The following is a 23,918-nucleotide window of genomic DNA, read 5'->3' on the forward strand; positions in this document are numbered from 1 at the left end:
CCCTTCTCGGCCGGGACGCCGAGTTTCCGCAGCGCGTCTTGAGAACGTGATCAAGGTGGTCGCAGCCGTAGCCGCGCCGGGCATCGTTGCCGCGCAGGCCACGCCGCACGTCAAGAACAGGTTCAACGACCTCAAGCCGAAGCTGAACCGCAAGTCGGAGGACACCGTCGAGGCCACCGCGCAATAAGCCAGCAGGGTCGGTCACAGTGTTCTTACCGGCGCCCCTTGTTCGCTGAAGAGTGCGAGTCGTGTCGGCGCCTTCGGTGCGTCGAGCGGTCCGCACGAGCGCCGCGCAGCGACGGGGGACGCATTGTCAGTGGCAGGCGCAACAATGCGGTCCAGCAAGATCAACGTCGGGTTCGGAACGAGGCGCGCGCTGTCCGTCCTCCACCCTGGAAAGGCCGTACAGATGCCCCTCGCGACCTCCCGCGCCTCGTACTCCGTCGCGGACACCGACTCTGCTGCCGACACGGTTCACCCTGCGCGCCGCGGTGACCCCGACCGGCTCGGGCGGGTGGCCCGTACGGACCTCGCCGGCCTGAGTGCACCCTTCCAACTGCACCCGCCCAGATCCACGGTGCCGCCCGACGCCCTCGCTTCCGAGGTGCTGCGCATCGTGTCCGACTCCCGCACACCCGTCTTCGTGACCGTCCACGAGGGCGGACGAACCCGCTACGGCTACTGGCGCCCGGTCGACTCCACCACAGGCAGAGGCGGCTGCTACGTCGCCCTGCCCACCGACGTGTGCGACAAGCTGCGTTCCGGCGGACGCATCGAACTGGGCGAGCCCGTCATCGATCCGTCCAAAACCACCTACCGGATCAGACCAGCCCGTACGCGGGCGAAGACGGGACGCCATGTAGGCAGTGCAGCGTGACTCGTGACTGGGTGGCTGGGTGACTTGCTGAAGCCGTCGCTCTGCCGGCGCCGCACCCCCAAGAAATGAACCCGATCCCGGCAGGCGCGCCGCCCGACTGAACGGCGGTGCGCCGACTAGGGCTTGGGGATCCAAATCCTCGTGTACTCCTCATGGAACGGCTCGGTGTCCCGGTACGTCTCCTCCTTGCCGACCACGATCACGATGTCGTCGTGCCGCAGTACATGGCGCAGCTCGATCGTCGCGGTGGAGGAGACCAAATCATTGTCGGAGGCGGGCAGTTCGGACCAGTTGCGTCCGTCCCGTGAGGTCCAGACGGCCCCGACGGTCCGCTTCCCGTCCGGGAGGTTCGCCGCGCCCACGCCGATCAGCGTTCCGTCGGCGTCCACCACGCTCGACAGCCGCTGCTCGGTGAGCGGTACGGCGGTCGGATCGGGGAGCTGTCCCGTCCTGAAACGACCGATCCGCTTCCAGGAGTCGTCGGAGCTCCGTGTCCAGCAAGCGGGTGGGCCGTGCACGTCGTAGGGCGATTCCAACGTGTCCATGGCGCGCGTGCGTTCAGGCGTCGCGACCGTGGCGCCGCAGATCAGCGGGGAGCCCTTGTAGGTCAGGGCCGCCGTCGGCCACAGCGCACCGGGGAGCCGATCCGCCATCGACGTCCAGGTGCCGCTGCCGTCAGGTGAGGTCCACGCGGCGGGCCAGTAGACGGATGCGGGGGTGTCGTCGGGCGAAGCCGCGGGCGGCGGCGGATCCTGTCGGTAGCCGGCCGTCGTCACCTGGTCGTCGAGGGAGAAGACACCGAGTTCGAAGAGTTCTGACTCCTGACGCGGTAGAGGTTGTGCGATTTGCCTCCAGGTCCAGCCGGCCACGGAGGCCCAGATCTCCACGTCGGTGTCCGCGCCCTGGTCGGGGTTGTCCGTCGGCTGGATCAGGGCGACGACACCCGTATCGGTGCCGGCCGCGCCGTGCAGGATTCCCGCCGGCGGCGGTGTGCCGCGGCCCGGCCCCGCGGCGGGCGTCCACCGTCGGCCGTCCTTCGATGTCCAGACCTGAGTGGTCTGCCGACCCGAGGCCATGAGAAAGCCGACCTTGCGGGACATGGCGACGGCCCCGATCGCGTCGAGGTCGTCGTTGCGGCCCGCCGGTCCCAGATCGGCCGCCTGCCACGTGCGGCCGTCGGACGACACGAAAGCCTTGGGCAGCAACCGGAATCCGAGTTCCGCCGAGGGATCCTCCTCGCTCGCCATGCCGGCGATGACGAATCCGTACGGGGTCATCGTCGCGGCACGCGTCTCGAAACCCTCGGGAAGCCGGGTGTCCGACACCTGCGCCCACGAGTCGTAGGTGGGTCCCTCGGGGCGGTCGTCGGACCAGGGGCCCGCCTGGACGACGATCACCACAGCCGCCACGACCATCACTGCCAGCACCGCGATCACCCGGAGGCCGGGCCGGCGGCGGCTCATGGCGTCGTCCCCGTGGCCGGAGACACGCCCGGTGCGGCGGCGGGCGCCGGCGCGCAGTCCTCGCAGCGGGCATCGGGCCGCCATTGGCAGCGCTCGCTGTCGTAGCTGTACGACGGGGAGTCCGCGACGGACGTGGTGCGGAACGGTTCGCCGTGGTCGGAGACCACCGTTTCCCGGCGCTCGCCGCCGTCGATCCAATCCAGGTGGAGGACCCAGTCGCAGTCGCACGTACGCGTGTCCACCCGGATCCAGAACTGCTCGGGGTCCCCCTCGGAGACCTTGAACGGGAACGTGACGGAGCGGTCCTGCCCCTGACCGGCAGGCTCCGCGCCGCCCTCTTCTCCGGTCACGTCGGTCTCACGGGCCGGGGCAAGCAGAGGGTTCGGTTTGTCGAGGTCCAGTACGAAGGAGCGATAGCTGAAGGAGCCGCATCCCTCGGCGGGTGGTTCGAAGGTGCCGGCGATCGGGCTCCTGCGGGCGACCACCTCGACGCGAGCCCCTGTGAGCACGACGGCCGCCGCCGACGGGCTTTGCACCGTCACCACCAGGACGTTCCCGCGGGCGATGACACCTGTGGCGGCGAGGTCGCCGGGTGGCCCCAGCCTGCTCGGCCGTACCGGCTGAACTCTGCCCCTCCCGGCCTCGCACCCGTTCATGGGATCGCGCCACGTCGCGTCCCATGCCACCGCGGACCGTGCCGAAGGATCGTCGCGGAACAGGCCCATGACGCCCGAGACCAAGTGCGCGCCGAAGCCGGATATGACGGCGGTCCCGAGCGCGGCACCGGCCGCGACCGCGATGCCCACCAGATGGGCGCGCCTGGTGCGGGGGCGGCCGTCCTCGCCGTCCCCCTCGTCGTCGGCATCACCCGACGCCGGATTGCCCGACGGCGGATTGGCCAATGACGGTTCACCGGGCGGCGCACCAGCGGGCGGCGGATCGGTCGATGGAGGATCGGGAGCAGATGGCTCCGGCGCCGCCGGATCGGGCTGTGGCGTCGGGCGGTTGGCGGACCCGGACCCGGACCCGGAACCAGTGCCGCCCGGCAGCGGGTTCGGCGGGTGCGGCGGGTCCACCGACGGTCGACCGGGATCGTTGCGTGCCAATGTCTCTTCCCCCCGAAGCGGCTCGGCGTCGTCGCAGAGCGTGCGCACAGCATGGCACGGTGTGAATGACCCGCCGCAGCGAATCGCGTGAACGACCATGGCCGGAAGGCGAGTTGATTCCAGCAGCCCCATACGTGTGATCCGGGCCCGCGCCGGTCGGAGTGATCACGGCACCTGACTCCCCGAAGCCGAGCCGCAGGAGCAGGCGCGGCACGCCTCAAGCGAGCACGCACGGCAACCGCGCCCGCACAGATCCTGAGCTGCCGCCCGCCCGAACGATCCCGTGGCTCGCGCCGGTGGCCTGGGCCGGCGCCCACGGTTGCTTCCCGGCCCACCCCGACCCTAGGATGAATGCGCTTTCATTCACGTGTCGGCGCATCGCACGACCAGCACGGAACGGGGGATCGATCATGAAGGGCGCCGCATCGTGAGCGCCACACCCACGGTGTACGACGTCGCCGAGCGCTCCGGCGTGTCCATCGCGACCGTGTCCCGGGTGTACCGCAACCCCGACTCCGTGCGGGTCGCCACCCGTGAGCGAGTCCTCGCCGCAGCCCGGGAACTGGGATACGTACCCAGCGGCAACGCGCGTGGTCTCGCCAGCCGTTCCACCGGCGTCCTCGGTCTGTGCTTCCCCGACTACGCGGACCCGGACACCGCGGACATCGAGGACGACGACGCGGCCATGCTCTACTCGGACCAGATCATCCGGGGCATGGAACGCGCGGCCCGCCGCCACGGCTACGCCCTGCTGATCGCCGCATCGCTCGAAGGCGGCCCGGAGAGCCTCGTCGCCAAGGTGGCCGGCCGGGTCGACGGCTTCGCGGTGCTCGCGCGGACCGTGCCGACCGAGGAGCTGGAGGTGATCTCCCGGCGCCAGCCGGTCGTCATGCTCGCGGGCCCACGTGCGGATCCGTCCCTGGATCACCTCGACCATGTGGAGGTGGCCAACGAAGACGGCCAGTACGAGCTGACCCGCCACCTCCTGGACGATCACGGACTGCGCCGCCTCGCCTATGTCGGGGTCGACGACACCTCGCCCGACGTGGAGGCCCGATTCCGGGGCTTTCGCCGGGCGTGCGTGGAGGCCGGAGTCCACGCCGGGGCAAAACCCGCGCTGCGTATGCCGATGATGACGCAGGCGGAGGGCGCCCGAGCCGCGGAGCTGCTCTGCGAGGCGAGCGGGGAGCGGCCCGAGGCCTTCGTGTTCGCCAACGACCAGATGGCGGTGGGCGCACTCCAGGCGCTCGAACGTGGTGGTGTGCGGGTGCCGGACGACGTGGTCGTCACCGGATTCGACGGCATCCCCCTCAGTCGCATCGTCCGCCCCTCCCTGACCACGGTGCGCCAGCCGATGGTGCGCCTGGGGGAGGCAGCCGCCGAACTGCTGATCGGACGCCTGCGCGGGGAGAGCAGTGCGGAGCCGGTGTCCCTGGTACTTCCGGTGAGCCTGGCCCGCCGGGCGAGCTGCGGCTGTGCGGATGCGGGGTCGGGGACGTTCGGGGCCGTCTGAGGGCGACGTCGCGTGGAGGGGCCCGCCTGGAGGCTGTGCCGCTCGGAAGCGGCGGGGCTCGGAAAGGGCGGGGCCGCCAGGTCAACCACTGACTCAAGCGAGGTCGGCTCGGCGAACGGCACCCTGCCTTGGCGGGGATGCGCACAAGTAGGGCAACACCGTTGAGCGAGGCATCAACGGGCTCATACGGGGCCGGGGACTGGGGTGGCTTTTCAAAGCTGCACGCCCCCAGCCCGGCGTGACAGCATCCTGGCCATGGCCATCGCACACCCCAACGGGGACTACACGATCACCACGATGTACTCCGTGCCCGATGACGCCTGGTACCTGGAACTGGACCACACGGCCGGGCAACGGAATCTCGTGATCGCGATCATCCCTGATGAGGACCCGGCAAGGGAGCCCACGGTCTGCTTCAACCCTCAAGGGCCACACGTGGACGTCCCGTACGAGGTCATGCGCTGGTTCATGGACCAGGTCGAGGACGAGATCCGCACCTCCCGCGCCTGGATGCTGCTGAAGCCCGAACTCGTCGAGATCATCTACCAACTTCGGCAGGAACACATGGGTGTCATCGACGACGACGCATTCGGGCACGTCCTGGCGGGAATTCGCACCACAGTTTCCGAGGCAGACCTCCCCGCAGTTCTCGAGGCCGCCTTCGGGAGGAACCCTGATGGCACCACCATTGACCATGTCCAAGCGCCCCAGCCGGCAGACGGCCAAGGAGAGAAGATCTAGGCGGATCAGCCGAGCCGTAGGCGAAAGAAGCCGCGTCGACCGCTTCCAGCTGCCGAGTCCGGCTCAGCGCCCCGAGGATCGCGAACTGTCTGGGTGGAGGTACGCAGGGGAATCGAGTAAGGCCATCAGCACAGGGACCCTCGCGCGTGGCGCCGTAGGCGCATCCAAGTCGGCGAGGACCCGACGGCTTCCGGGTGCGCACGGACATAGCTGCGCACCGATATCGCTGCCGGTGCTGGGGAGTTGGCCAGGTGCGGCGGGTGATTGCCGACGGCGGGCACGGCTAGCCGGGCCGCCGCCGCGAACCGGTCGTCCGACGGCATCGCGAAAGCCCTGATCCCCCCACCGAAGCCCCCGGGAGCCCGCGCGCGAGCGGCTCAGGACCGTCGCCGAGCCGGGCATCGGCAGCGGTACACCCGCTCCGCTCCGACATCCGCGCGGCCGCCGTAGCCCTGCCGGACCGCGAAGCCACAACGTTGCGGCCCCTCGGTCGATAGCACCAGCAAAGCCGCCCAGCGCGCCCGCAGAGGATGTCCTGGTAGAGCTCCCGCACCTGACAGCCGTCGCGCCCCCGACGAACCGACCGAGACGGAATCGCGGAAGTGTGTGTCGGACGCCGCCTCGGTGGTCGCACCTAAAGTCATCGAAGCCAGGCGGCGCGGCACGCACGCCGATGACCAGCAGGTCATTGCGGTCGTGGCCGCGCCAGGGGCCGAAATCAAGAGTGACTGGGCAGCGGCGCACCGCGCCCGCCATCACCCCGCACGAGCCGCACCGTCGGGCGTCTCGCCGGATGCGCCGACAGCGGCATCGGTCACAGATCCTTTCACTATGCATTGATCCGCCATACGTTGCTGTCGCACCGGTCGGTCACGCGAGGCCACGTGTCACCGGTGCCCCGCGGACCGTCCGCAGGGTGTCGCGCTCGTTACCGGAGTGTGACCACGGCCCCTCTTGTCAGGCCCCGAAGCGCTGCAACAGAGTGATGTATGCGCTTACAGGCAGCGCATACATTTTTCATCAGAGCTCAAGGAGGAGCCCTCCATGAACCGCGCCGCCGTAATCGGGTCGCTCGCCCTCACCCTGGCGTCTGCGCTCACCCTCACCGCTTGTGGCGGCTCGGGTGGTGCGGGCGTGGCAGCCGATGCCGAGCAGACTCTGACCGTCTGGGCCATGGGCACGGAAGGCGAGAAGCTCGGCGACGTCGCCAGGGAGTACGAGAAGACGCACTCCAACATCACCGTCAAGGTCACGCCGATCGGCTGGGACGTCGCGCACCAGAAGCTGGTCGCCGCGGCCGCCGCCGGGAAGCTGCCCGACGTGGTGCAGATGGGCGGGACCTACTTGGGCGAGTTCGCCGACATGGGCGTCCTGGAACCGGTCGACACCAAGACGTTCAAGGAGGACGACTTCTTCCCGGCCGCCTGGGAGCAGGGCTCCTACGACGGAAAGGCCTACGGTGTCCCCTGGTACGTCGACACCCGCGTGCTGTTCTACCGCACCGACCTCGCCGCCAAGGCCGGCATCAAGAAGGCCCCGGCCACCATGGCCGAGCTCCAGAGCGTGGCGAAGGCCTACCAGGAGAAGGCCGGTTCCAAGTGGGGTCTGTCCATACAGCCCCGCGGCCTGGACACCGTGCAGAGCTTCTACCCGTTCCTGTTCTCGGCCGGCGGCGCCATTATCGACGACGACGGCAAGGCCGTCGTGAACTCCTCCTCCGCCGTCAAGGCGCTGGAGAACTACGGCAGCTTCTTCAGCAAGGACCTCAGCGACAAGTCCGTCCAGCCCGGCTACGACGTGACGAAGGACTTCAACACAGGCTCCGTGCCCATGTTCTTCGGCGGTCCCTGGTTCACCAGCCTCCTCGACGAGAACTACCCCGACATCAAGGGAAAGTGGGCCGTCGCCCCGGTTCCCACCGACGAGTCCTCCGTCTCCATGGCCGGCGGCTCCAGCCTCGCCGTGTCCGCCGACAGTGACCACGAGGCCGCGGCGAAGGAGTTCGTCGCCTACCTCACCGACGCCAAGGGCCAGGCCGACTGGTTCGAGCGCACCAAGGACCTGCCCGCCAACACGGCCGCCTGGAAGTCCGGCGACCTGGCCACCGACCCCACCCTCCAGATCTGGCGCAAGCAGATGGACACCGCAGAGAGCACACCCTCCCAGCCCAGGCTGACCGAGATCACCTCCAAGGTCGACGCGGCCATCGAGTCGGTCACCCAGGGCAAGTCCGGCGCGAAGGCCGCCCTGGACAAGGCCCAGTCCGAGATCGAAGGCCTCGTGCAGTAAGAGAGCGTGCCCCCCTCATGTCCCTCACGACAGGACCGGCCGCACCCCACGCGGCCGTCGACGAAAGCCCCGAGCCCGGCACACCTTCGCCCCGCGGGCATCGCTCCCTGAGCAGACACAACCTGACCGGATGGCTGTTCTCCACGCCCTTCCTGGCGCTGTTCGGCCTGTTCATGCTCTTCCCGATCGTCGCCACGCTCCTGATGAGCTTCACCGACTTCGGCGCCCGCAACGTCACCCGCCCCCTGGAGGCGGAGTTCGTCGGCCTGGACAACTACACCCGGCTGTTCCAGGACGACACCTTCCTCAAGGCCCTGTTCAACACCGCCTACTTCGTCGTCGTCGGCGTGCCCGCGACGATCGTCCTGGGGCTCCTCGCGGCGATCCTGCTGAACAACGGCATCGACCGCGCACGCACGTTCTTCCGGATCGGCTTCTACGCCCCCGTCGTCACGACCATCGTGGCCGTGGCCATCGTCTGGCGGTTCGTGCTCGACCCCTCCGACGGTCTCATCGCCTCCCTCGCCTCCGAAGCCGGCCTCACGGCGCCGGACTTCCTCGGCTCCGAGACCTGGGCCATGCCCTCCCTGATCGCCATGGCCGTATGGCGCAACCTCGGCACGGTGATGGTGCTGTGCATCGCCGGCCTGCAGGCGATCCCGGCCGAGGTCCGCGAGGCCGCCCGCCTGGACGGCGCGGGCGCCTGGCAGGAACTGCGCCGCATCACCGTCCCCCTGCTGCGGCCCACCCTGCTGTACGCCACCGTCATCACCTCGATCGGCTACCTCAACGTCTTCGAGGAGCCGTTCGTGATGACCCAGGGCGGCCCGTCCGACTCCACCCTGACGGTCTCGCTCGACATGTACCGCGAGGGCTTCAACTTCTTCCACATGGGCTACGCCGGCGCCATGGCGTACGTCCTGTTCGTCGTGATCATGGGCATCACGGTGCTCCAGCTCCGCCTGCTGAAGGACAACACCCGATGACCGCCGAGACAGCCGTCAAGGCACACCGCCCGCGCCGCACCGGACGCGTGCGCAAGCCGCTGCTCTACACCGTCGCCTCGGTGGGCCTGATGGTGATGGCCGCCCCGTTCCTGTGGATGGTGCTGTCGGCGTTCAAGAGCCGGCAGGACCTCACGGCGAACCCGCCCGTGTGGATTCCCACCCACTGGACCATGGAGAACTTCACCGCTCTCCTCGACCAGCTCGACATGCCGCGGTACTTCCTCAACTCGCTGATCGTGGCCGTCCTGGTGACCGTCAGCAACCTGCTGTTCTGCTCGATGCTCGGCTACGCGCTGGCCAAGCTCGACTTCACCGGACGCTCCAAGGTATTCGGCGTGGTCCTGGCGGCGCTCATGGTCCCCGGCAACCTCATGATCCTGCCGCTGTACGTGCTGATGAACGGCATGGGCATGATCGACACCTACGCGGGACTCGTCCTGCCGTTCGCGGCGAGTGCCTTCGGGGTGTTCCTGATGCGGCAGTTCATGCTCCAGGTGCCCGACGAACTGCTGGAGGCCGCCCGCCTGGACGGCGCGGGGGAGTGGTACATCTTCTGGCGGATCGTGGTGCCCCTGGTCAAGCCGGCTCTCGCCACACTGACGATCTTCACGTTCCTCGGCTCCTGGAACAACTTCATCTGGCCCCTGATCGCCACCAACGACCCCGACAAGTACACCCTGCCGGTGGCTCTGGCGACCTTCGCCAACGATCCCAACCGCACGGTCGCCGGTGGCAACGGCATGCTGATGGCCGGCTCCCTGCTCGTGGTCCTGCCGGTCCTGTTCGTCTTCGCCGTCCTGCAACGGCACTTCACCCAAGGCATCGCCACAGCAGGCCTCAAGTAGGCGCACCAGCACGTCGGACCCCGGCCCTCGCCTCGACGGCCTCGGGGCGCCAAGCCCACGCCCCACGGCCGCGGGCCCGGGCCGTCATGCCCGCACACCCCCCACCCCCGACTACCGGAAAGACAGCGACACACGATGACGTACCGCACCACGCCCTTCCCCGACGGCTTCCTGTGGGGTGCATCCACCGCCGGTCACCAGATCGAGGGGAACAACGTCAACAGCGACTGGTGGCGCAAGGAGCACGATCCGGCGGCCGGCATCGAACGACCCAGCCTCGACGCCTGCGACAGCTACCACCGCTGGGACGAGGACATGGACCTCCTCGCCGAACTCGGCTTCACCGACTACCGCTTCGGCATCGAGTGGTCCCGCATCGAACCCGTCCCCGGCACCTTCTCCCACGCCGAGATCGCCCACTACCGGCGCATGGTCGAAGGTGCCCTGGCCCGCGGACTGCGCCCGATGGTGACCCTGCACCACTTCACGGTCCCGCAGTGGTTCGAGGACCTCGGCGGCTGGACCGCGGACGGCGCCGTCGACCACTTCGTCCGCTACGTCGAGCACTGCGCGCCGGTCATCGCCGACGGTGTGCCGTACGTGTGCACCATCAACGAGCCCAACATGATCGCCGTCATGGCCGGTGCCGCGAAGGCCGGCGACCAGGGATTCCCGCCGGCCGGCCTGCCCACCCCGGACGAGGAGACCACCCACGCGATCATCGCCGCGCACCACGCGGCCGTGAAGGCGCTGCGCGGCCGGCACCCCGCCGTCAAGGTCGGCTGGACCGTCGCCAACCAGGTGTACCAGGCGCTGCCCGGCGCCGAGCAGGTCACCGCCGACTACCGTCACCCGCGCGAGGACGTCTTCATCGAGGCCGCCCGTGGGGACGACTGGATCGGCGTGCAGTCCTACACCCGCACCAAGATCGGCACCGACGGCCCGATCCCCGCCCCCGCGGACGCCGAACGCACCCTCACGCAGTGGGAGTACTACCCGACCGCCGTCGGCCACGCCCTGCGCCACACCGCCGACGTGATCGGCGACGACACCCCGCTGATCGTCACCGAGAACGGCATCGCCACCGCCGACGACGGTCGCCGCGTCGACTACTACACCGGCGCCCTCGACGCGGTCGCCGCCTGCCTCGACGACGGCCTCAACATCCAGGGCTACCTGGCCTGGAGCGCCCTGGACAACTACGAATGGGGCTCCTACAAGCCCACCTTCGGCCTCATCGCCGTGGACCCCGTCACCTTCGCGCGCACGGCCAAGCCGTCCGCCGCCTGGCTCGGCGCCCTCGGCCACGAGCGCACCCTGCCCCGCATCGGCGGCTGAACCACCAGGACGGGCGAGGGCCGGCCGGCCCCTGACACCGGCCGGCCCCGCCACACCCCCGTACGACCTCGTACGACTCCTCGGCACGCCCCGGCACCACCGCACCCGCACACCCGTCCGCCCACGCAAGGGAGCCAGTCCCGATGAACCGTCGAAGCTTCCTGACCGCCGCCACCGCCACCACCGCTGCGGCCGTCACCTGCGCGACCCCGTTCACCGCCCGCGCCGCCGCCCCCGCATCCCGCTCCGCCACCGACCGCCGCCTGCTGCACGAGTGGTTCACCGCGACGTACCGCTCCATGGAGGCCATGACGACCGAACTCGGCCTGGCCGCCGACAAGATCGACGTCAGCGGCAGCGGCACCCCGGTGCCCTCGGCACAGACCTCGCCCACGAACATCGGCTGCGGCCTGTGGTCCACCGTCGCCGCCGCCGGACTCGGCGTCATCTCCGGGACGACCATGCGCCGCCGCCTCGACCGCGCACTGAGCGCCGTCGAGCGACTGGAACGCGCCCACGGGTTCTGGTTCAACTGGTACGACGCCCACGACGGCTCCCTGCTGACGGCCTGGCCCGAGACCGGCGACCCGATACGCCCGTTCCTGTCCACCGTCGACAACGCCTGGCTGGTGACCGGCCTGCGCATCGCCGCCCACGCCGACCCCGCCCTGCGCTCACGCGTCGGCGCGCTCCTCGCCGACGCGGACTGGTCGTACTACTACACGCCCTACGACCCGGCCGACCCCGTCGCCGGGCCCGGCCAACTGCGCGGAGGCTACTGGCCGGACAAGCCCGGCAAGGGCGAACCCACCGCCCACCACTACGGCGCCCTCAACACCGAGCCCCGGATGGCCAGTTACCTCGGCATCGCCGACGGCTCGCTGCCCGTCGACCACTACTGGAACCTCTTCCGCACCCTGCTGCCCGGGGCGGGCCAGGAACAGGAACCCGAGGGCGAGTACGTCCAGATCGACGGCGTACGGGTGTGGGAGGGCCACTACACCTACCGGGGCCGCGACCTCGTCCCCACCTGGGGCGGCTCGATGTTCGAGGCGCTGATGGTCCCGCTCTTCGTGCCCGAGGCCGAGTGGTCCCCGAACTCCTGGGGAACCACGCACGACCGCTTCGTCCGCAGCCAGATCGAACACGGCCTGGACGAGCAGGGATACGGCTACTGGGGCTTCTCCCCGGCCTCGATCCCCGAGGGTGGCTACCGAGAGTACGGCGTCGATGCCATCGGTATGCAGGAGGACGGCTACCACTCGCTCGGAGTCGTCACCCCGCACGCCAACTTCCTCGCTCTTCCCCAGGCGCCCACCGAGGCCGTCACCAACCTCCGTGGTCTGGACCGCGCCTTCGGTGCCTACGACGACCGCTACGGCTTCCGTGACTCGGTCGACGTCACCACCGGTCGCGTGAGCGACTTCGTCCTCGCCCTCGACCAGGGCATGATCACCGCTGCCCTCGCCCAGCACCTCCGGCCCGGCCTGCTCCAAGCCCCCTTCCGCACGGGCGGTTTCAGCGGCCGAGTGCGGCCGTTGCTGCGCAAGGAGCGGTTCTCGATCTGAGCCGAGAATCCCCCTGCTAGGGTGCGCCGATGTCATCGATCAAGCAGTTCCAGGTCACCTTTGACTGCGCGGAACCTGAGCGTGTCGCTCGCTTTTGGTGCGAGGTGCTGGGGTACGTCCTGCCGAAGCCGCCGGAGGGGTTCGCCAGTTGGGACGATTACAACCGCTCGCTGCCTCCTGAGGATCGGGGTGCATGGGCTGCCTGCAGTGATCCCTCGGGTGTCGGCCCGCGACTGTTCTTTCAGCGCGTTCCCGAAGGCAAGGTCGTGAAGAATCGGGTTCATCTCGACGTGCGGGTCGGCACCGGGCTCGTGGGTGAAGAGCGCCTCGCCGTGCTCGAGGCCGAGTGCGCACGCCTGATCCCGCTCGGCGCGGTACGCGTGCGGCTGCTGCCCGCCGATGACGAGAACGAGTCGTGCATCGTGATGCAGGACATCGAGGGCAACGAATTCTGTCTCGACTGAGCACCCTCCGAGTCGGCGGGATTATTTGGCTTGGGTGAATGGCTATTCACCAACTATGGTGAATAGCCATTCACCCGCTGCCCTTGCCGGGCTATGCCCCGCTGGAGTGCCGATGGACCGGACCGCCGCGATACAGAAGCCGCCCCGCGTGAGCACCCTCCGAGACCGGCTCACCGTGCCGGTGCTCGCGTTCGGCGGCATCCTCATGGCCGTCATGCAGACCGTGGTCGTGCCCCTGCTGCCCGACCTGCCCCGGCTGACCGGCGCCTCGGCGGGCACGGTCTCGTGGATGGTCACGGCCACCCTGCTGTCCGGCGCGGTCCTCACCCCGGTACTGGGCCGGGCCGGTGACATGTACGGCAAGCGGCGGGTCCTGATGTCGGCTCTGGGGCTGATGACCCTGGGCTCGGTCGTGTGTGCCCTGACTTCCGACATCGGCGTGCTGATCGCCGCCCGGACGCTGTCCGGAGCGGCCGCCGCGGTCGTCCCGCTGTCCATCAGCATCCTGCGCGACGAACTGCCGCCGGAGCGCCGGGGATCGGCCGTGGCGCTGATGAGTGCCACCGTCGGCATCGGCGCCGCGCTGGGCCTGCCGCTGGCAGCCGTGATCGTGCAGTACGCGAACTGGCACACCATGTTCTGGGTGACCAGCGCCCTCGGCGTGGCGGGCGTGACGCTGGTCCGGTGGGCGGTGCGGGAATCGCCGGTGCGACAGCCGGGCCGGTTCGACGTCTCCGGCACGCTGGGCCTGGCCGCCGGGCTGGTGTGCCTGCTGCTGGGGGTGTCACAGGGCGGGCAATGGGGCTGGGGCAGCGCACGGGTCGTAGGCCTGTTCGCCGGAGCCGTCGTCGTGCTCGCCCTGTGGTGCAGACAGCAGCTGCGGACGAAGGAACCGCTGGTGGACCTGCGGCTGGTGGCCGAGCCCAGGGTCGGCCTGTCCCATGTGGCCGCCCTGCTCGCCGGTTTCGCGTTCTACGCCAACACCCTGGTCACCGCCCAGCTGGTGCAGGCCCCCAAGGCCACCGGGTACGGACTGGGTCTGTCCATCGTCGCCACCGGCATGTGTCTGCTGCCCAGCGGTGTCGTCATGCTCCTGCTGTCGCCCGTCTCCGCCCGGATCTCCGCCGCACGCGGGCCGCGCATCACGCTCGCGCTCGGGTCCGCGGTGATCGCCGTCGGCTACGCCGTCCGTATCGCCGACAGCCGCGACCTGTGGATGATCATCACGGGGGCCACGATCGTCGCCACCGGAACCACCCTCGCCTACTCGGCGCTGCCCACGCTCATCCTGCGAGCCGTGCCGGCCGAGCAGACCGCCTCCGCCAACGGCGTCAACGTCCTGATGCGGACGATCGGCCAGGCCGGCTCCAGCGCGGCCGTGGCCGCCGTCCTCGTGCACCACACCGGCGTGGTCGGTGGAGCACCCGTGCCCACCCTGCACGGCTACCAGCTGGCGTTCGCGACAGCGGGCGTGGTCGCCCTCGGGGCCGCGGCCGCGGCGCTGTGCATCCCCGGCGACCCCGCACAGGCGGTCACGGAAGGGCCGGAGCGAACCGGTGACAGCCCCCGGGGCGCGCGCGACGAGGCGATGGAGGGAGCATGAGTGCCGTGAGTACTCCACCCGTCACGCCCGCACCGGCCCGCAGGGACGCCGAGTCGACCAGGGCGGCCATCCTCCGGGCGGCCCGCCATCTGCTGGCCCGGCACGCACACGCCGACATCACGCTCAAGGCCGTCGCCGACCGCGCCGGGGTGAGCCCGCCGCTGATCCTGAAGTACTTCGGCAACAAGGACACACTGTTCGCCCAGGTCATGTCCTTCGAGGCCGACGCCGACGCCTTGCTCGCCGCACCACTTGCGGAACTCGGCCCGCACATGGTCCGGCACGTGCTGGTCAGCCAGTCCGAGCAGGGCGCCGACCCGCTGCTGCGGATCGTGTTCGCGCCCCTGCACGGTGAGCAGGGAGACATCCTGCGCGCCAACTTCCGCACCCAGGTCACCGACCGCATCACCGACCGCCTCACCGGTCCCGACGCGGGCCTGCGCGCCGAACTGGCCGTCGCCACCCTGCTGGGCCTGGGCGTGATGTACGGCATCGCTCGCGGCACCGAGGTGCGTGCGAGCACGGTCGACGCCTTGGTCGACCGGTACGCGCCGGCTGTGCAGGCGTATCTCACGCCCTGAGCGCCTTTGCCATCAGTCCGTCGCAGTGGCTCCCCGGTCGGTGAGGGTGCGATCGAGGAGGGGCAGCAGGCGGGCCCAATGCCGCTGCAGCGCACCGGGGTTGAAGGCGTCGGTGTCGGACATGGTGAAGCCGTGGACGGTGCCGGGGTAGATCTCCGAGGTGTGGTCGACACCGGCCGCGTCCAGGGCCCGGTTGAGCTCGCCGAGCGCCTCGGGCGTCATGTCGGTCTCGGCGTGGCCGAGGTGGACCCGGGCGGTGAGCGTCGAGAGGAGACGGCGCAGGCTGTCGGGCCCGTCGGCGCCCACGGGGCCGTGGAATCCGGCGACGGCGGCCACCTGGTCAGGGTGGGCGGCGGCGGTGCGCATCGCCAGGAGGCCGCCTATGCAGTAGCCGGTCACCGCGACCGGTCCGGCGGCCACCTCGGGCTGGGCGGTGAGGAACCTGAGAAAGGCATCCGCGTCGCTGAGGACACGTTCGGCGGTGTGCGCCTCGATCAGAGGCATCAGCTGGGCGAAGACCGCGGGCCGGGCCTCTTCACCGATGTATTCGGGAAGCTCGATCACCGGCGCCGGCCCGTGCCGGTAGAAGAAGTTGGGGACAAGTACGTAGTACCCGTGTCCGGCCAGTTCGCAGGCCATCTCCCGCAGCACGGGCCGGATGCCGAAGCCGTCCGCGTACATCAGCACCCCTGGGTGCCGCTCGCCACGGTCGGGGCAGGCGGCGAAAGCGTCGGCCCGGCCGTCGGCGGTGGGAATGTGCAACATCTTGGTGAGCATGAGTTCTCCTGTCGTGGTCGACGTGTCGAGTGCTGATCAACACGACAGGAGGCGGAGCCCGCGCAGCAGCGCCGGATCCCCGGTCCAACAGCGGGCCGGTATCGGCCCGTTCGGCGCTCAGGGGAGGGCCGGGTCACCGATCCGTGTGTGGCGCAAGGCCGTCCCGGTAGTCATCGCCGCACAACGTAGCCCACCGGACAGGGGCGATGCCAGTGACCGGAGTGCCAATAGTGTGGCCGCATGCCTGACATGTTGAGTTCCGGGAGAACCCGCGCCGCGCTTGCCACGTCCGCGCGCGTATCGGTCGAATTGCTGTTGGTGTTCGCGACGGTTGCGGTGGCTCTGTGGGGGCTGGCCCGGATGTGGTCGGTCGTGTGGCCGGTGATCATTGCCCTGTTCCTCACCACACTGACCTGGCCGATGACCCGTGCGCTGCGGCGGCGTGGGTGGCCCTCGGCGTTGGCCGCGTTGCTGGTGACCCTGCTGTTCCTCCTGGCCATCCTCGGCATCGTGGCGCTGATCGCGGTTCCGGTGGCGTCCCAGTCGGGCGAGTTGAGCGACGGTGTGGTCGAGGGCATCAAGAAGATGCGCGAGTGGGCCGCGGGGCCACCGCTGAACATCGGCGACGACCAGATCACGACTGCCCTGGACACCGCGGCCGCCCGCGTCCAGGGCAGCGTCGGCAGCTTGGTCAACACCGTCGCAACGGGAGTGGCCACCACGCTCAGCGGCCTGGTCACGGCCATCCTGGCGGTCTTCCTGATGTTCTTCTTCCTCAAGGACGGCCCGCGCTTCCTGCCGTGGCTCGCCCGCCAGTTGCCCGGCCGGCTAGCCAAGGACGTTCCGGTCCTGGCCGAGCGAGCCTGGGACACCCTGGGCTCGTTCATGCGGTCCCAGGCACTCGTCGGCATGCTCGACGCCGTCTTCATCGGCCTCGGCCTGTGGATCCTCGACGTACCGCTGGTGCTCCCGCTGACGGTGCTGACCTTCGTCTCCGCGTTCGTGCCCATCGTGGGCGCGGTGTTCGCCGGTTTCGTCGCGTGTCTGATCGCGTTGGTGTCGAACGGTCCGACGGACGCCCTGATCGTGCTCGCGATCATCCTCGTGGTGCAGCAACTTGAGGGCAACGTCTTCCAGCCCATGATCCAGAGCCGTGGGCTCGGCCTTCACGGGGCCGTGATTCTGCTGGCGGTGACGTTGGGTGGCAGCCTGGCCGGCATCGTGGGCAGCCTTCTCGCCGTGCCGGTCACCGCGCTGATCGCGGTGATCTGGAACTACCTGCGGGAGCAACTCGCCGAGCCGCCGCAGGAGCGGGAGGCCGAGAAGTCGCAGGAGCCGGAGGCAGAGAAGGCACAGGCTGGTGTCGCTGTCCCGGAGATGTGACATCTCTCGGGGGAGAGGTCCCAGGGCGCCCGGCGCGAGCACGTGCTTTACGGGTCAACCCCTGCCCGGCAGAGACCCGGTGCGAGTTCCCGCAGTCTGCTCGGCCTCGTGCGGTGGGGCCTGGTGCTCGGCGCCGGGAGCGAAGTAGTCGGCATCCTTCGGCCGCTGGGCCCCCGGGCGTGGGCGGGGCGCCGGCACGAGATGGGGGATGTGCTTGGAGCAGTGCACATACGCCTCCTCCACCGTGATGTGCACCCAGAACTCGGGCCGGCGCCCAGGAGCGGTGTCCACAGGAAGGTGGGGATAGGCGCGCCGCTGATCCTCGTCCCGGTGCAGCCGAGCTCCGCCGTTGACGTGCAGGCCGATGTGGTCATGGGCGAAGTCGACGAAGAGCAGGCCGATATGCGGGTTCTCGTTGATGTTCCCCGCACTCGCGAGGACCCCGTTGCCACGGTACTCGGGGTAGGTGAGAGTCCCGTCGTCTAGCACCGTGACGAAACCCGGGGGGCCTGCACGGAAGGTGACGTCGCAGGCTCCGCCGGCGTCCGACGTGGACAGGAACGCCATGGTCTGGCGCCCTATGAAGTCCGCCATCTGTGGTGTCAGACGGGCCTGCACCTGGCGGTCGTAGAAGGTGGCGGCCTGGTCGGCCGTGCCGAGAAGGTGCTGCAGGCGGCGCTCGCCGACGGAGCCGGTGGACTCGTGGGTGTGGTTCACGGAACGCGTTGCCTTCCTTTTGCCTGCAACTGGGCGTGGCGCCACGGCACTCTAACGCCGGATGGAGCACGGTGTCGTGGCCGGCAAACGGGCGGGGCGGCGTCTTCGCCGCCCCGCCCTGCTGAATGTGCTGGTCAGCGGACCGTCCGGGCCGCCTTCTCGATGATGTGGGTGACAACATCCGGGTGGGACACGCTCACGGCGTGGGAGGACTCGATTTCCATGATCTGGGCATTGGCGCGCTTGGCCATGTAGACCTGGGCATCCCGCGGGATGATCCGGTCCTTGGAGCCCACCAGAGCCCAGGAGGGGATGGTCTTCCAGGCGGGTTCACCGGACGGCTCGTTCAGGGCAGTGCCGGTCCCGGGACGCTGGGTGGCCGCCATGAGGGCAGCGGTATCCGCGGGGACGTCGGCACCGAACGCCTGGTGGAACCTGGCCTGGTCGATGGAGAAGTCGAAGTCCTTGGAGCCGTCGGGCTTGGTGATCGGGACGGGACGCAGAACGTCGCCGATGACGCTGCCCTCGAACTTGCTCCCCAACTCGTTGGCGCTCTCGCCCTTGTCGGGGAGGAAGGCGTCGGCGTACACCAGTGCCTTGACGTTGTCGGAGCCGTAGGCGGCGTTGCTGATCACCGCTCCGCCGTAGGAGTGCCCGACAAGCACGACCGGCCCGTCGATGCCGGCCAGCAGGTTCTTGACGGAGGCGGCGTCGCCGCTGAGACTGCGCAGCGGGTTGGCCGCGGCGATCACCGGGTAGCCGTCCTTCTTCAGCTGTTTGATGACGCCGTTCCAGCTGGAGGAGTCGGCGAACGCGCCGTGCACGAGCACGACGGTCGGCTTGGCGGCCTTTGCGGGGCCGCTCTTGGCGGCGCTCGCCGGACCGGCCGACGTGGCGAAGAGGGCGGTGGCGACCGCTGCGGTGGCCATGAGGGTGAGCGGCGTGCGGGCCTGCTGAAGACGCGAATGGCGGTACATGAGGAGCCCTTTCGAGGCAGAGGTTCCAACTATTTCTGGGCATGTGGGTCGAGTGTCGACCCCGGTGAATTTGCTGCGGCTGGACAGCGCGGTACTTCAGTTGGTGCGGAAGGCGGTGCGCAGGGTGCGAATGGCCTGCTCCACCGCGGCGGTTGTGGCCTGCGTGGGCCGGAGGGGGTTGAGCATCATGAAGTCGTGCAGGGCGCCGTTGTAGCGGATGCTCGTGGTGGGGACGCCGGCCTGGGTCAGCTTGCGGGCGTACGCCTCGCCCTCGTCCCGCAGCACGTCGTTCTCGTCGACCATGACGAGCGCCGGCGGCAGCCCGCGCAGCTCCTCCAGGCTCGCGCGCAGCGGCGAGGCGGTGATCTCCGCCCGCTGGGCGGGATCGGTGGTGTAGCAGTCCCAGAACCAGGCCATGCCCTTCGCCGTGAGGAAGGGGCCGTCGGCGAACTCCCGGTAGCTTTCGGTGTCCTGGGCCGCGTCCGTGACGGGGTAGTACAGCGACTGGTGCAGGAAGGCCACGTCGCCGCGGCGCTTGGCCATGTGGGCCAGTGCGGCCGCCATGTTGCCGCCGACGGAGTCACCGGCCACGACCAGCCGGGAGCCGTCCAAGCCCGCCTCGGCGCCCTTTGCAGTGATCCACTGAGCGGTCGCGTACGCCTGCTCGATGGCGACCGGGTACTTGGCCTCCGGCGAACGGTCGTACTCGACGAAAGCGACGGCGGCATCCGCACCGACGGCCAGCTCGCGCACCAGACGGTCGTGGGTGCCGGCATTGCCGAGGACCCAGCCGCCGCCGTGCACGTAGAGAACGACCGGCAGCGCGCCCCGACTGCCGACGGGCTTGACGATACGTACCCGCACGTCGCCGACCCCGGCCTGGACCGTGATCCACTTCTCCTCGACGTCCGGCTTCTCGACGGGCGCAGCCTGGAGGTCGTCCAGGACCCTCCGGGCACCCTCCGGGCCGAGTTCGTACAGGTACGGCGGATTGGCCGTCGCATCCGCGAGCTCCTGCGCTTCAGGCTCAAGAATCGGCTCAGTCATTGCTGCACTCCCTGGGTGGGTGGTGGGCTTTTTGCCCGCTTTACCCCATATGACAGGGAGCCTGCCCAAGGTGTGACACGCGTCGCGTGGAAGGCGACCGGGGGCCGCTGTTCGGGTCGGGGGTCCTACCCGCGCGGCGCGTTCTCGCGGGCCCGGGTCGGCAGGTGGCGCAGGATGCGGGGCATGTTTGCCGGTTTCATGGCCCGGGTGGTCGAGCTGCTGTCGGGCCGTCAGGGGCGTTCGCTGCATGTGAGGGCGGCCGCGGCCGCGACGGTCGTCCTCGGGGTCGTGATCCTGGTGGGTTCGAGCCTGGTCGTGTCCGCCGAGCGGGGTGCGCCCGGGGCGCGGCTGACCTCGTATCCGCGGGCGCTGTGGTGGTCGGTGGAGACCGCGACGACGGTCGGGTACGGCGACTTCTATCCGGTGACGTTGTGGGGGCGGCTGATCGCGGTGGTGGTGATGGTCGTCGGGATCACGGCTTACGGGATGGTCACCGCGGCCCTGGCCACCTGGTTCGTGGGGCGGGACGAGGAACGTCGGCACCGCCGCATGCGCGAGGCCGAGAAAGCGGTGGAGCAGACGTACGCGGAGGTGACCCACGCGGTGCACGAGCGTTTCGACCGTCTCGAGCGAATGCTGGAGGGCGGCGGCAGAACGCCGTGACTGTACTGGCCGCCCTGGCGTTCGTCGGCTCCGCCGGGCTCAGGAGCAGCCCTTCGCGGACTCAGACATGCAGGGCAGGGCGGTAGACGAGCTCCTGGATGTCGCCGTCGAGCGTCCGGTTCTCGATCAGCTCGAGGTCGAAGTCGGCTGCACCGTGGAAGATCGGGTCCAGCCCGGTCCGGCCGGTGATCACCGGGAAGAGCGTCACCTGGACGCGGTCGACCAGACCGGCGGCCATCAGCGCCCGGTTCATCGACAGGCTGCCGTGCGAGCGCAACGGTACGTCCGACTCCTCCTTTAGCCGGGCGACGATCTCGACGGCGTCGCCGCTCGCGACGGTCGCGTCCGGCCAGTCGAGGGGTTCTTCCAGGGTGGTCGAAACAACCGTTGCCGGCATGTTCCTCATCCGTGTGACCCATGGGTCACGCACCTCGGACTCCTCGGTGCTCGACGCCAGCATCTGCGCGAACAAGCGATAGGTGTTGGCCCCGAAGATCATCCGCTGCTCCTCGCCGTACAGGGCGAGGCGGTGGTCGAGGAGCTCGGGGCCCTGCTTGCCCCAGTAACCGGTCCAGTCGCCGCCGGCGGCACCGTATCCGTCGAGGCTGGAAAGACGTCGAAGGTGTAGGTCGCGGTCATGGTGCTCTCCTCGAGTGCGGTTGATCGCCTGCCGGAAATACAGACCGGCAACCACGGCGGGACTCATCGCCGCACCTCGGATTGACGGATTCACGTTCCCTCCCGCCGGGCAGTGAGGGGAGTGAATGTCATGAGCACGACTACCCTTCCCCCACGAGGAGGTCGATCATGCACGTACGTAGGCTGACCGGCGGCCTGGCCGCTGCCTGTGTGGTGTCGCTGTCCCTGATGGGCGGCCAGGCGGTGGCCGTTCCGCTCGACGAGGCGGACACCCCCTTGGCCGCCCGTGTCCTCACCTACGACGCCGGCGGCTCCGCGGAGTTCAGGAGCGCCGTCGACCGGGGCGCGGCGATCTGGAACGAGAGTGTCGACGCCGTCGAGCTGCGGCCGGCCGGCGCCGGGCAGCGCGCGAACATACGGGTCCTCGCGGACAACGGCTGGCCGCGCGCCCTGCCCACCAGCCTGGGCAACGGAACCGTCTACATCGGGCGCCAGGCCGTCGACCAGGGCTACGACACGATCCGCATCTCCGCCCACGAACTCGGGCACATCCTGGGCCTGCCCGACCGCAAGCCCGGACCGTGCTCCAGCCTGATGTCCGGGTCCAGCGCCGGCACCGCATGCACGAACCCGCACCCGAACGCGGCGGAGAAGGCGGAGGTGCAGGGGAACTTCGGCGGCGCGCTCGTCGGGCGGGCCCCGGCGGCGGACGCTGAGCTGATCGTGGACTGACGCGTGCCGCACCACGCATGAGCAAGACGAGCCCGCCCCGTGCCCTGCTCGCACCGGGCGGGCTCAAATCAACCCGGCCTGCAGCCGAACGCCCGCCCTCGTGCGCGCCCTGAGGCGGGCAACCTCTCGGCGGGCCCGGCGACCAGGTGGCAACGGATACGGCGGGACCGGCGGAGCCCGTCATGGCCGCCTGCCCCTGACCGCCCGTACCGAAGGCCTCGTGCTCGATCCCGTCTGCCGCCTCCTCCGCCGACCGCGCGTGCGGGGCCGCAGCGATGCGGGGATCCTACGAATGGGGTGGCCTGCCACCCCGTCGGCCTTGGCTCGGGCCACGCTCCGGACCGTCGCCACGACCCGGTGACCTAGATGCCCTGGAGGCGGAGATGACGTTGAACCGGCTCGGCCTGGTCGTGCATGGCGGACGTCCGGAGGCCGTGGAGGCCGCTCGGGTGGTTCGTGCGTGGTGTGCGGAGCACGCCGTGGGATGCACGGACATCGACGTGTGGGGCGAGGGCGGGCGGCGCAGTTCCCGTGCGGAGGTCGAGGCCGCGGGCAACCCCGACCTCGTCGTCACCCTGGGCGGGGACGGCACCTTCCTGCGCGGCGCCCGGATGGCCGCGCAGAACGACGCCCTGGTCCTGGGCGTCGATCTCGGCCGGGTGGGCTTCCTGACGGAGGTGCCGGCCTCAGGGGTGCGTTCGGCGCTGGACGCGGTGCGCGAGGACCGGCTCAGGATGGACACGCGGATGCTGCTCGCCCTGCGCGCCTCCTGCCGGCTGAAGGTACCGGCGGGCCTGGAGGAGTGGGTGCGGTACGGCCGCGGTCCGCTCCTGCCGCCGCCCCCGGTGCGCCCGGACTGCGAGGTCAACGACGAGTGGGGCATCCCCCTCGACGTGACCGCCCTCAACGACGTCGTACTGGAGAAGCTGGCCAGGGACCGTCAGGTGTCGGTCGGCGTGTACGTCTCCGGCCGGCTGTTGGCCGCCTACTCCGCCGACGCGCTGCTGGTGGCCACCCCGACCGGCTCGACCGCCTACAGCTTCGCCGCCGGCGGACCCGTCGTCTCACCGCGGGCCGAGGCCCTCGTCTTCACGCCGGTCGCCCCGCACATGGCGTTCGACCGGTCGATCGTCACGGCACCCGACGAGCCCGTCGGACTGCGCGTCCTCGAGCGGTCGGGACCGGCCGCCGTCAGCATCGACGGGCAGGTGCGGGGCGTTCTGGACCCGGGGGACTGGATCGGTGTGTACGCGGCGCCGCGCCGACTGCGCGCCGTCCGGCTCGGCCCGATGGACTTCTACGGCCGGCTGCGCGAGCGGATGAACCTGACCGACGCCCCGGCCGCCGTCGCCGACGGGAGCCCGGCGCCTCTCTGGTCGGTGAGCACGCCCCCGCCCGGCGACCTCGCCCATCTGGCGCTGCTGGGGGTTCCTGATGATCCGACCCCCATTCTGTGACAGCCGCGCCGACCGGGCAGTCCTCGTCACCGGGCCCCGTCCTCCGCACCTGGGTCATTCCCCGGGCCCGCCCGTCGAAATGCCGACTGGCCCCGCGCAGGAAGGAACCTGCACGGGGCGTCGGCGGGTTG

General features: G+C 69.9%; 22 protein-coding genes and 1 pseudogene. 16 read left to right on the top strand and 7 right to left on the bottom strand.

The genetic code is table 11. The annotated features are described in order from the left end of the window. Positions 1-55 precede the first annotated feature (55 nt). Positions 56-187, top strand: a complete 132-nt coding sequence (locus tag ACWGDB_RS25335) for a hypothetical protein (RefSeq protein ID WP_453824503.1) — start codon at positions 56-58, stop codon at positions 185-187. 222 nt (positions 188-409) lie between these two features. Continuing rightward, positions 410-877, top strand: a complete 468-nt coding sequence (locus ACWGDB_RS25340; RefSeq protein WP_453824504.1) for a hypothetical protein — start codon at positions 410-412, stop codon at positions 875-877. A 116-nt stretch (positions 878-993) separates the two neighbouring features. Here ACWGDB_RS25340 and ACWGDB_RS25345 read toward each other — a convergent pair whose 3' ends face one another. Next, a complete protein-coding gene (locus ACWGDB_RS25345; RefSeq protein WP_453824505.1) occupies positions 994-2,340 on the bottom strand; it encodes a hypothetical protein in 1,347 nt (448 codons plus the stop codon). Next, complete coding sequence (locus ACWGDB_RS25350; RefSeq protein ID WP_453824506.1) at positions 2,337-3,242, bottom strand: hypothetical protein; 906 nt, start codon at positions 3,240-3,242, stop codon at positions 2,337-2,339. Before ACWGDB_RS25350 ends, ACWGDB_RS25345 begins: the two co-directional genes overlap by 4 nt. Before the next feature lie 631 nt (positions 3,243-3,873). Between ACWGDB_RS25350 and ACWGDB_RS25355 the strand changes: the two genes are divergently transcribed. The 10 genes from ACWGDB_RS25355 (at position 3,874) to ACWGDB_RS25400 (ending at position 15,395) form a co-directional block, all read left to right on the top strand. Continuing rightward, positions 3,874-4,959, top strand: coding sequence for a LacI family DNA-binding transcriptional regulator (locus tag ACWGDB_RS25355; protein ID WP_453824507.1), 1,086 nt, complete (start codon positions 3,874-3,876; stop codon positions 4,957-4,959). Positions 4,960-5,214: 255 nt separating this feature from the next. Further along, on the top strand, positions 5,215-5,700 hold the full coding sequence (locus ACWGDB_RS25360; RefSeq protein ID WP_453824508.1) for a hypothetical protein: 486 nt from the start codon (positions 5,215-5,217) through the stop codon (positions 5,698-5,700). 1,044 nt (positions 5,701-6,744) lie between these two features. Then, positions 6,745-7,989, top strand: coding sequence for a sugar ABC transporter substrate-binding protein (locus ACWGDB_RS25365; protein ID WP_453824509.1), 1,245 nt, complete (start codon positions 6,745-6,747; stop codon positions 7,987-7,989). A 17-nt stretch (positions 7,990-8,006) separates the two neighbouring features. After that, a complete protein-coding gene (locus tag ACWGDB_RS25370) occupies positions 8,007-8,975 on the top strand; it encodes a carbohydrate ABC transporter permease (RefSeq protein WP_453824510.1) in 969 nt (322 codons plus the stop codon). Further along, the gene (locus ACWGDB_RS25375; protein ID WP_453824511.1) at positions 8,972-9,841 is read left to right on the top strand and encodes a carbohydrate ABC transporter permease; all 870 of its coding nucleotides are present in this window, start codon (positions 8,972-8,974) and stop codon (positions 9,839-9,841) included. Before ACWGDB_RS25370 ends, ACWGDB_RS25375 begins: the two co-directional genes overlap by 4 nt. A gap of 135 nt (positions 9,842-9,976) precedes the next feature. After that, the gene (locus ACWGDB_RS25380; protein WP_453824512.1) at positions 9,977-11,179 is read left to right on the top strand and encodes a glycoside hydrolase family 1 protein; all 1,203 of its coding nucleotides are present in this window, start codon (positions 9,977-9,979) and stop codon (positions 11,177-11,179) included. Between the two features lie 143 nt (positions 11,180-11,322). Then, on the top strand, positions 11,323-12,747 hold the full coding sequence (locus tag ACWGDB_RS25385; protein ID WP_453824513.1) for a glucoamylase family protein: 1,425 nt from the start codon (positions 11,323-11,325) through the stop codon (positions 12,745-12,747). Between the two features lie 29 nt (positions 12,748-12,776). Next, positions 12,777-13,211 (top strand): VOC family protein, encoded by a 435-nt coding sequence (locus ACWGDB_RS25390; protein WP_453824514.1) that lies wholly within the window; start codon positions 12,777-12,779, stop codon positions 13,209-13,211. A 112-nt stretch (positions 13,212-13,323) separates the two neighbouring features. Then, positions 13,324-14,814, top strand: coding sequence for an MFS transporter (locus tag ACWGDB_RS25395; protein WP_453824515.1), 1,491 nt, complete (start codon positions 13,324-13,326; stop codon positions 14,812-14,814). Next, positions 14,811-15,395 carry a TetR/AcrR family transcriptional regulator gene (locus ACWGDB_RS25400; RefSeq protein ID WP_453824516.1) on the top strand — a complete coding sequence of 195 codons (585 nt, stop codon included), beginning with the start codon at positions 14,811-14,813 and terminating at the stop codon, positions 15,393-15,395. Before ACWGDB_RS25395 ends, ACWGDB_RS25400 begins: the two co-directional genes overlap by 4 nt. A 12-nt stretch (positions 15,396-15,407) precedes the next feature. Here ACWGDB_RS25400 and ACWGDB_RS25405 read toward each other — a convergent pair whose 3' ends face one another. Beyond that, the gene (locus ACWGDB_RS25405; RefSeq protein ID WP_453824517.1) at positions 15,408-16,172 is read right to left on the bottom strand and encodes a dienelactone hydrolase family protein; all 765 of its coding nucleotides are present in this window, start codon (positions 16,170-16,172) and stop codon (positions 15,408-15,410) included. A 240-nt stretch (positions 16,173-16,412) separates the two neighbouring features. On the opposite strand from ACWGDB_RS25405, the gene ACWGDB_RS25410 reads away from it, so the two are divergent. After that, the gene (locus tag ACWGDB_RS25410; protein WP_453824518.1) at positions 16,413-17,555 is read left to right on the top strand and encodes an AI-2E family transporter; all 1,143 of its coding nucleotides are present in this window, start codon (positions 16,413-16,415) and stop codon (positions 17,553-17,555) included. Between the two features lie 54 nt (positions 17,556-17,609). On the opposite strand, the gene ACWGDB_RS25415 is transcribed toward ACWGDB_RS25410, so the two are convergent. The 3 genes from ACWGDB_RS25415 to ACWGDB_RS25425 form a co-directional block, all read right to left on the bottom strand. Then, positions 17,610-18,272, bottom strand: a complete 663-nt coding sequence (locus ACWGDB_RS25415; RefSeq protein WP_453824519.1) for a pyridoxamine 5'-phosphate oxidase family protein — start codon at positions 18,270-18,272, stop codon at positions 17,610-17,612. A gap of 134 nt (positions 18,273-18,406) precedes the next feature. After that, on the bottom strand, positions 18,407-19,249 hold the full coding sequence (locus tag ACWGDB_RS25420) for an alpha/beta fold hydrolase (protein ID WP_453824520.1): 843 nt from the start codon (positions 19,247-19,249) through the stop codon (positions 18,407-18,409). A gap of 96 nt (positions 19,250-19,345) precedes the next feature. Continuing rightward, entirely contained in the window at positions 19,346-20,296 is a 951-nt protein-coding gene (locus ACWGDB_RS25425; RefSeq protein WP_453824521.1) for an alpha/beta hydrolase, read from the bottom strand. 183 nt (positions 20,297-20,479) lie between these two features. Between ACWGDB_RS25425 and ACWGDB_RS25430 the strand changes: the two genes are divergently transcribed. Further along, on the top strand, positions 20,480-20,959 hold the full coding sequence (locus ACWGDB_RS25430; RefSeq protein ID WP_453824522.1) for a potassium channel family protein: 480 nt from the start codon (positions 20,480-20,482) through the stop codon (positions 20,957-20,959). Between the two features lie 61 nt (positions 20,960-21,020). Here the strand turns inward: ACWGDB_RS25430 and ACWGDB_RS25435 are convergent. Beyond that, positions 21,021-21,598: pseudogene (locus ACWGDB_RS25435) on the bottom strand (dihydrofolate reductase family protein). 168 nt (positions 21,599-21,766) lie between these two features. Between ACWGDB_RS25435 and ACWGDB_RS25440 the strand changes: the two are divergent. Beyond that, a complete protein-coding gene (locus ACWGDB_RS25440) occupies positions 21,767-22,330 on the top strand; it encodes a snapalysin family zinc-dependent metalloprotease (RefSeq protein WP_453824523.1) in 564 nt (187 codons plus the stop codon). A gap of 383 nt (positions 22,331-22,713) precedes the next feature. Continuing rightward, complete coding sequence (locus ACWGDB_RS25445; protein WP_453824524.1) at positions 22,714-23,787, top strand: NAD(+)/NADH kinase; 1,074 nt, start codon at positions 22,714-22,716, stop codon at positions 23,785-23,787. Positions 23,788-23,918: the final 131 nt, after the last annotated feature.

The organism is Streptomyces sp. NPDC055013 (assembly GCF_053608645.1).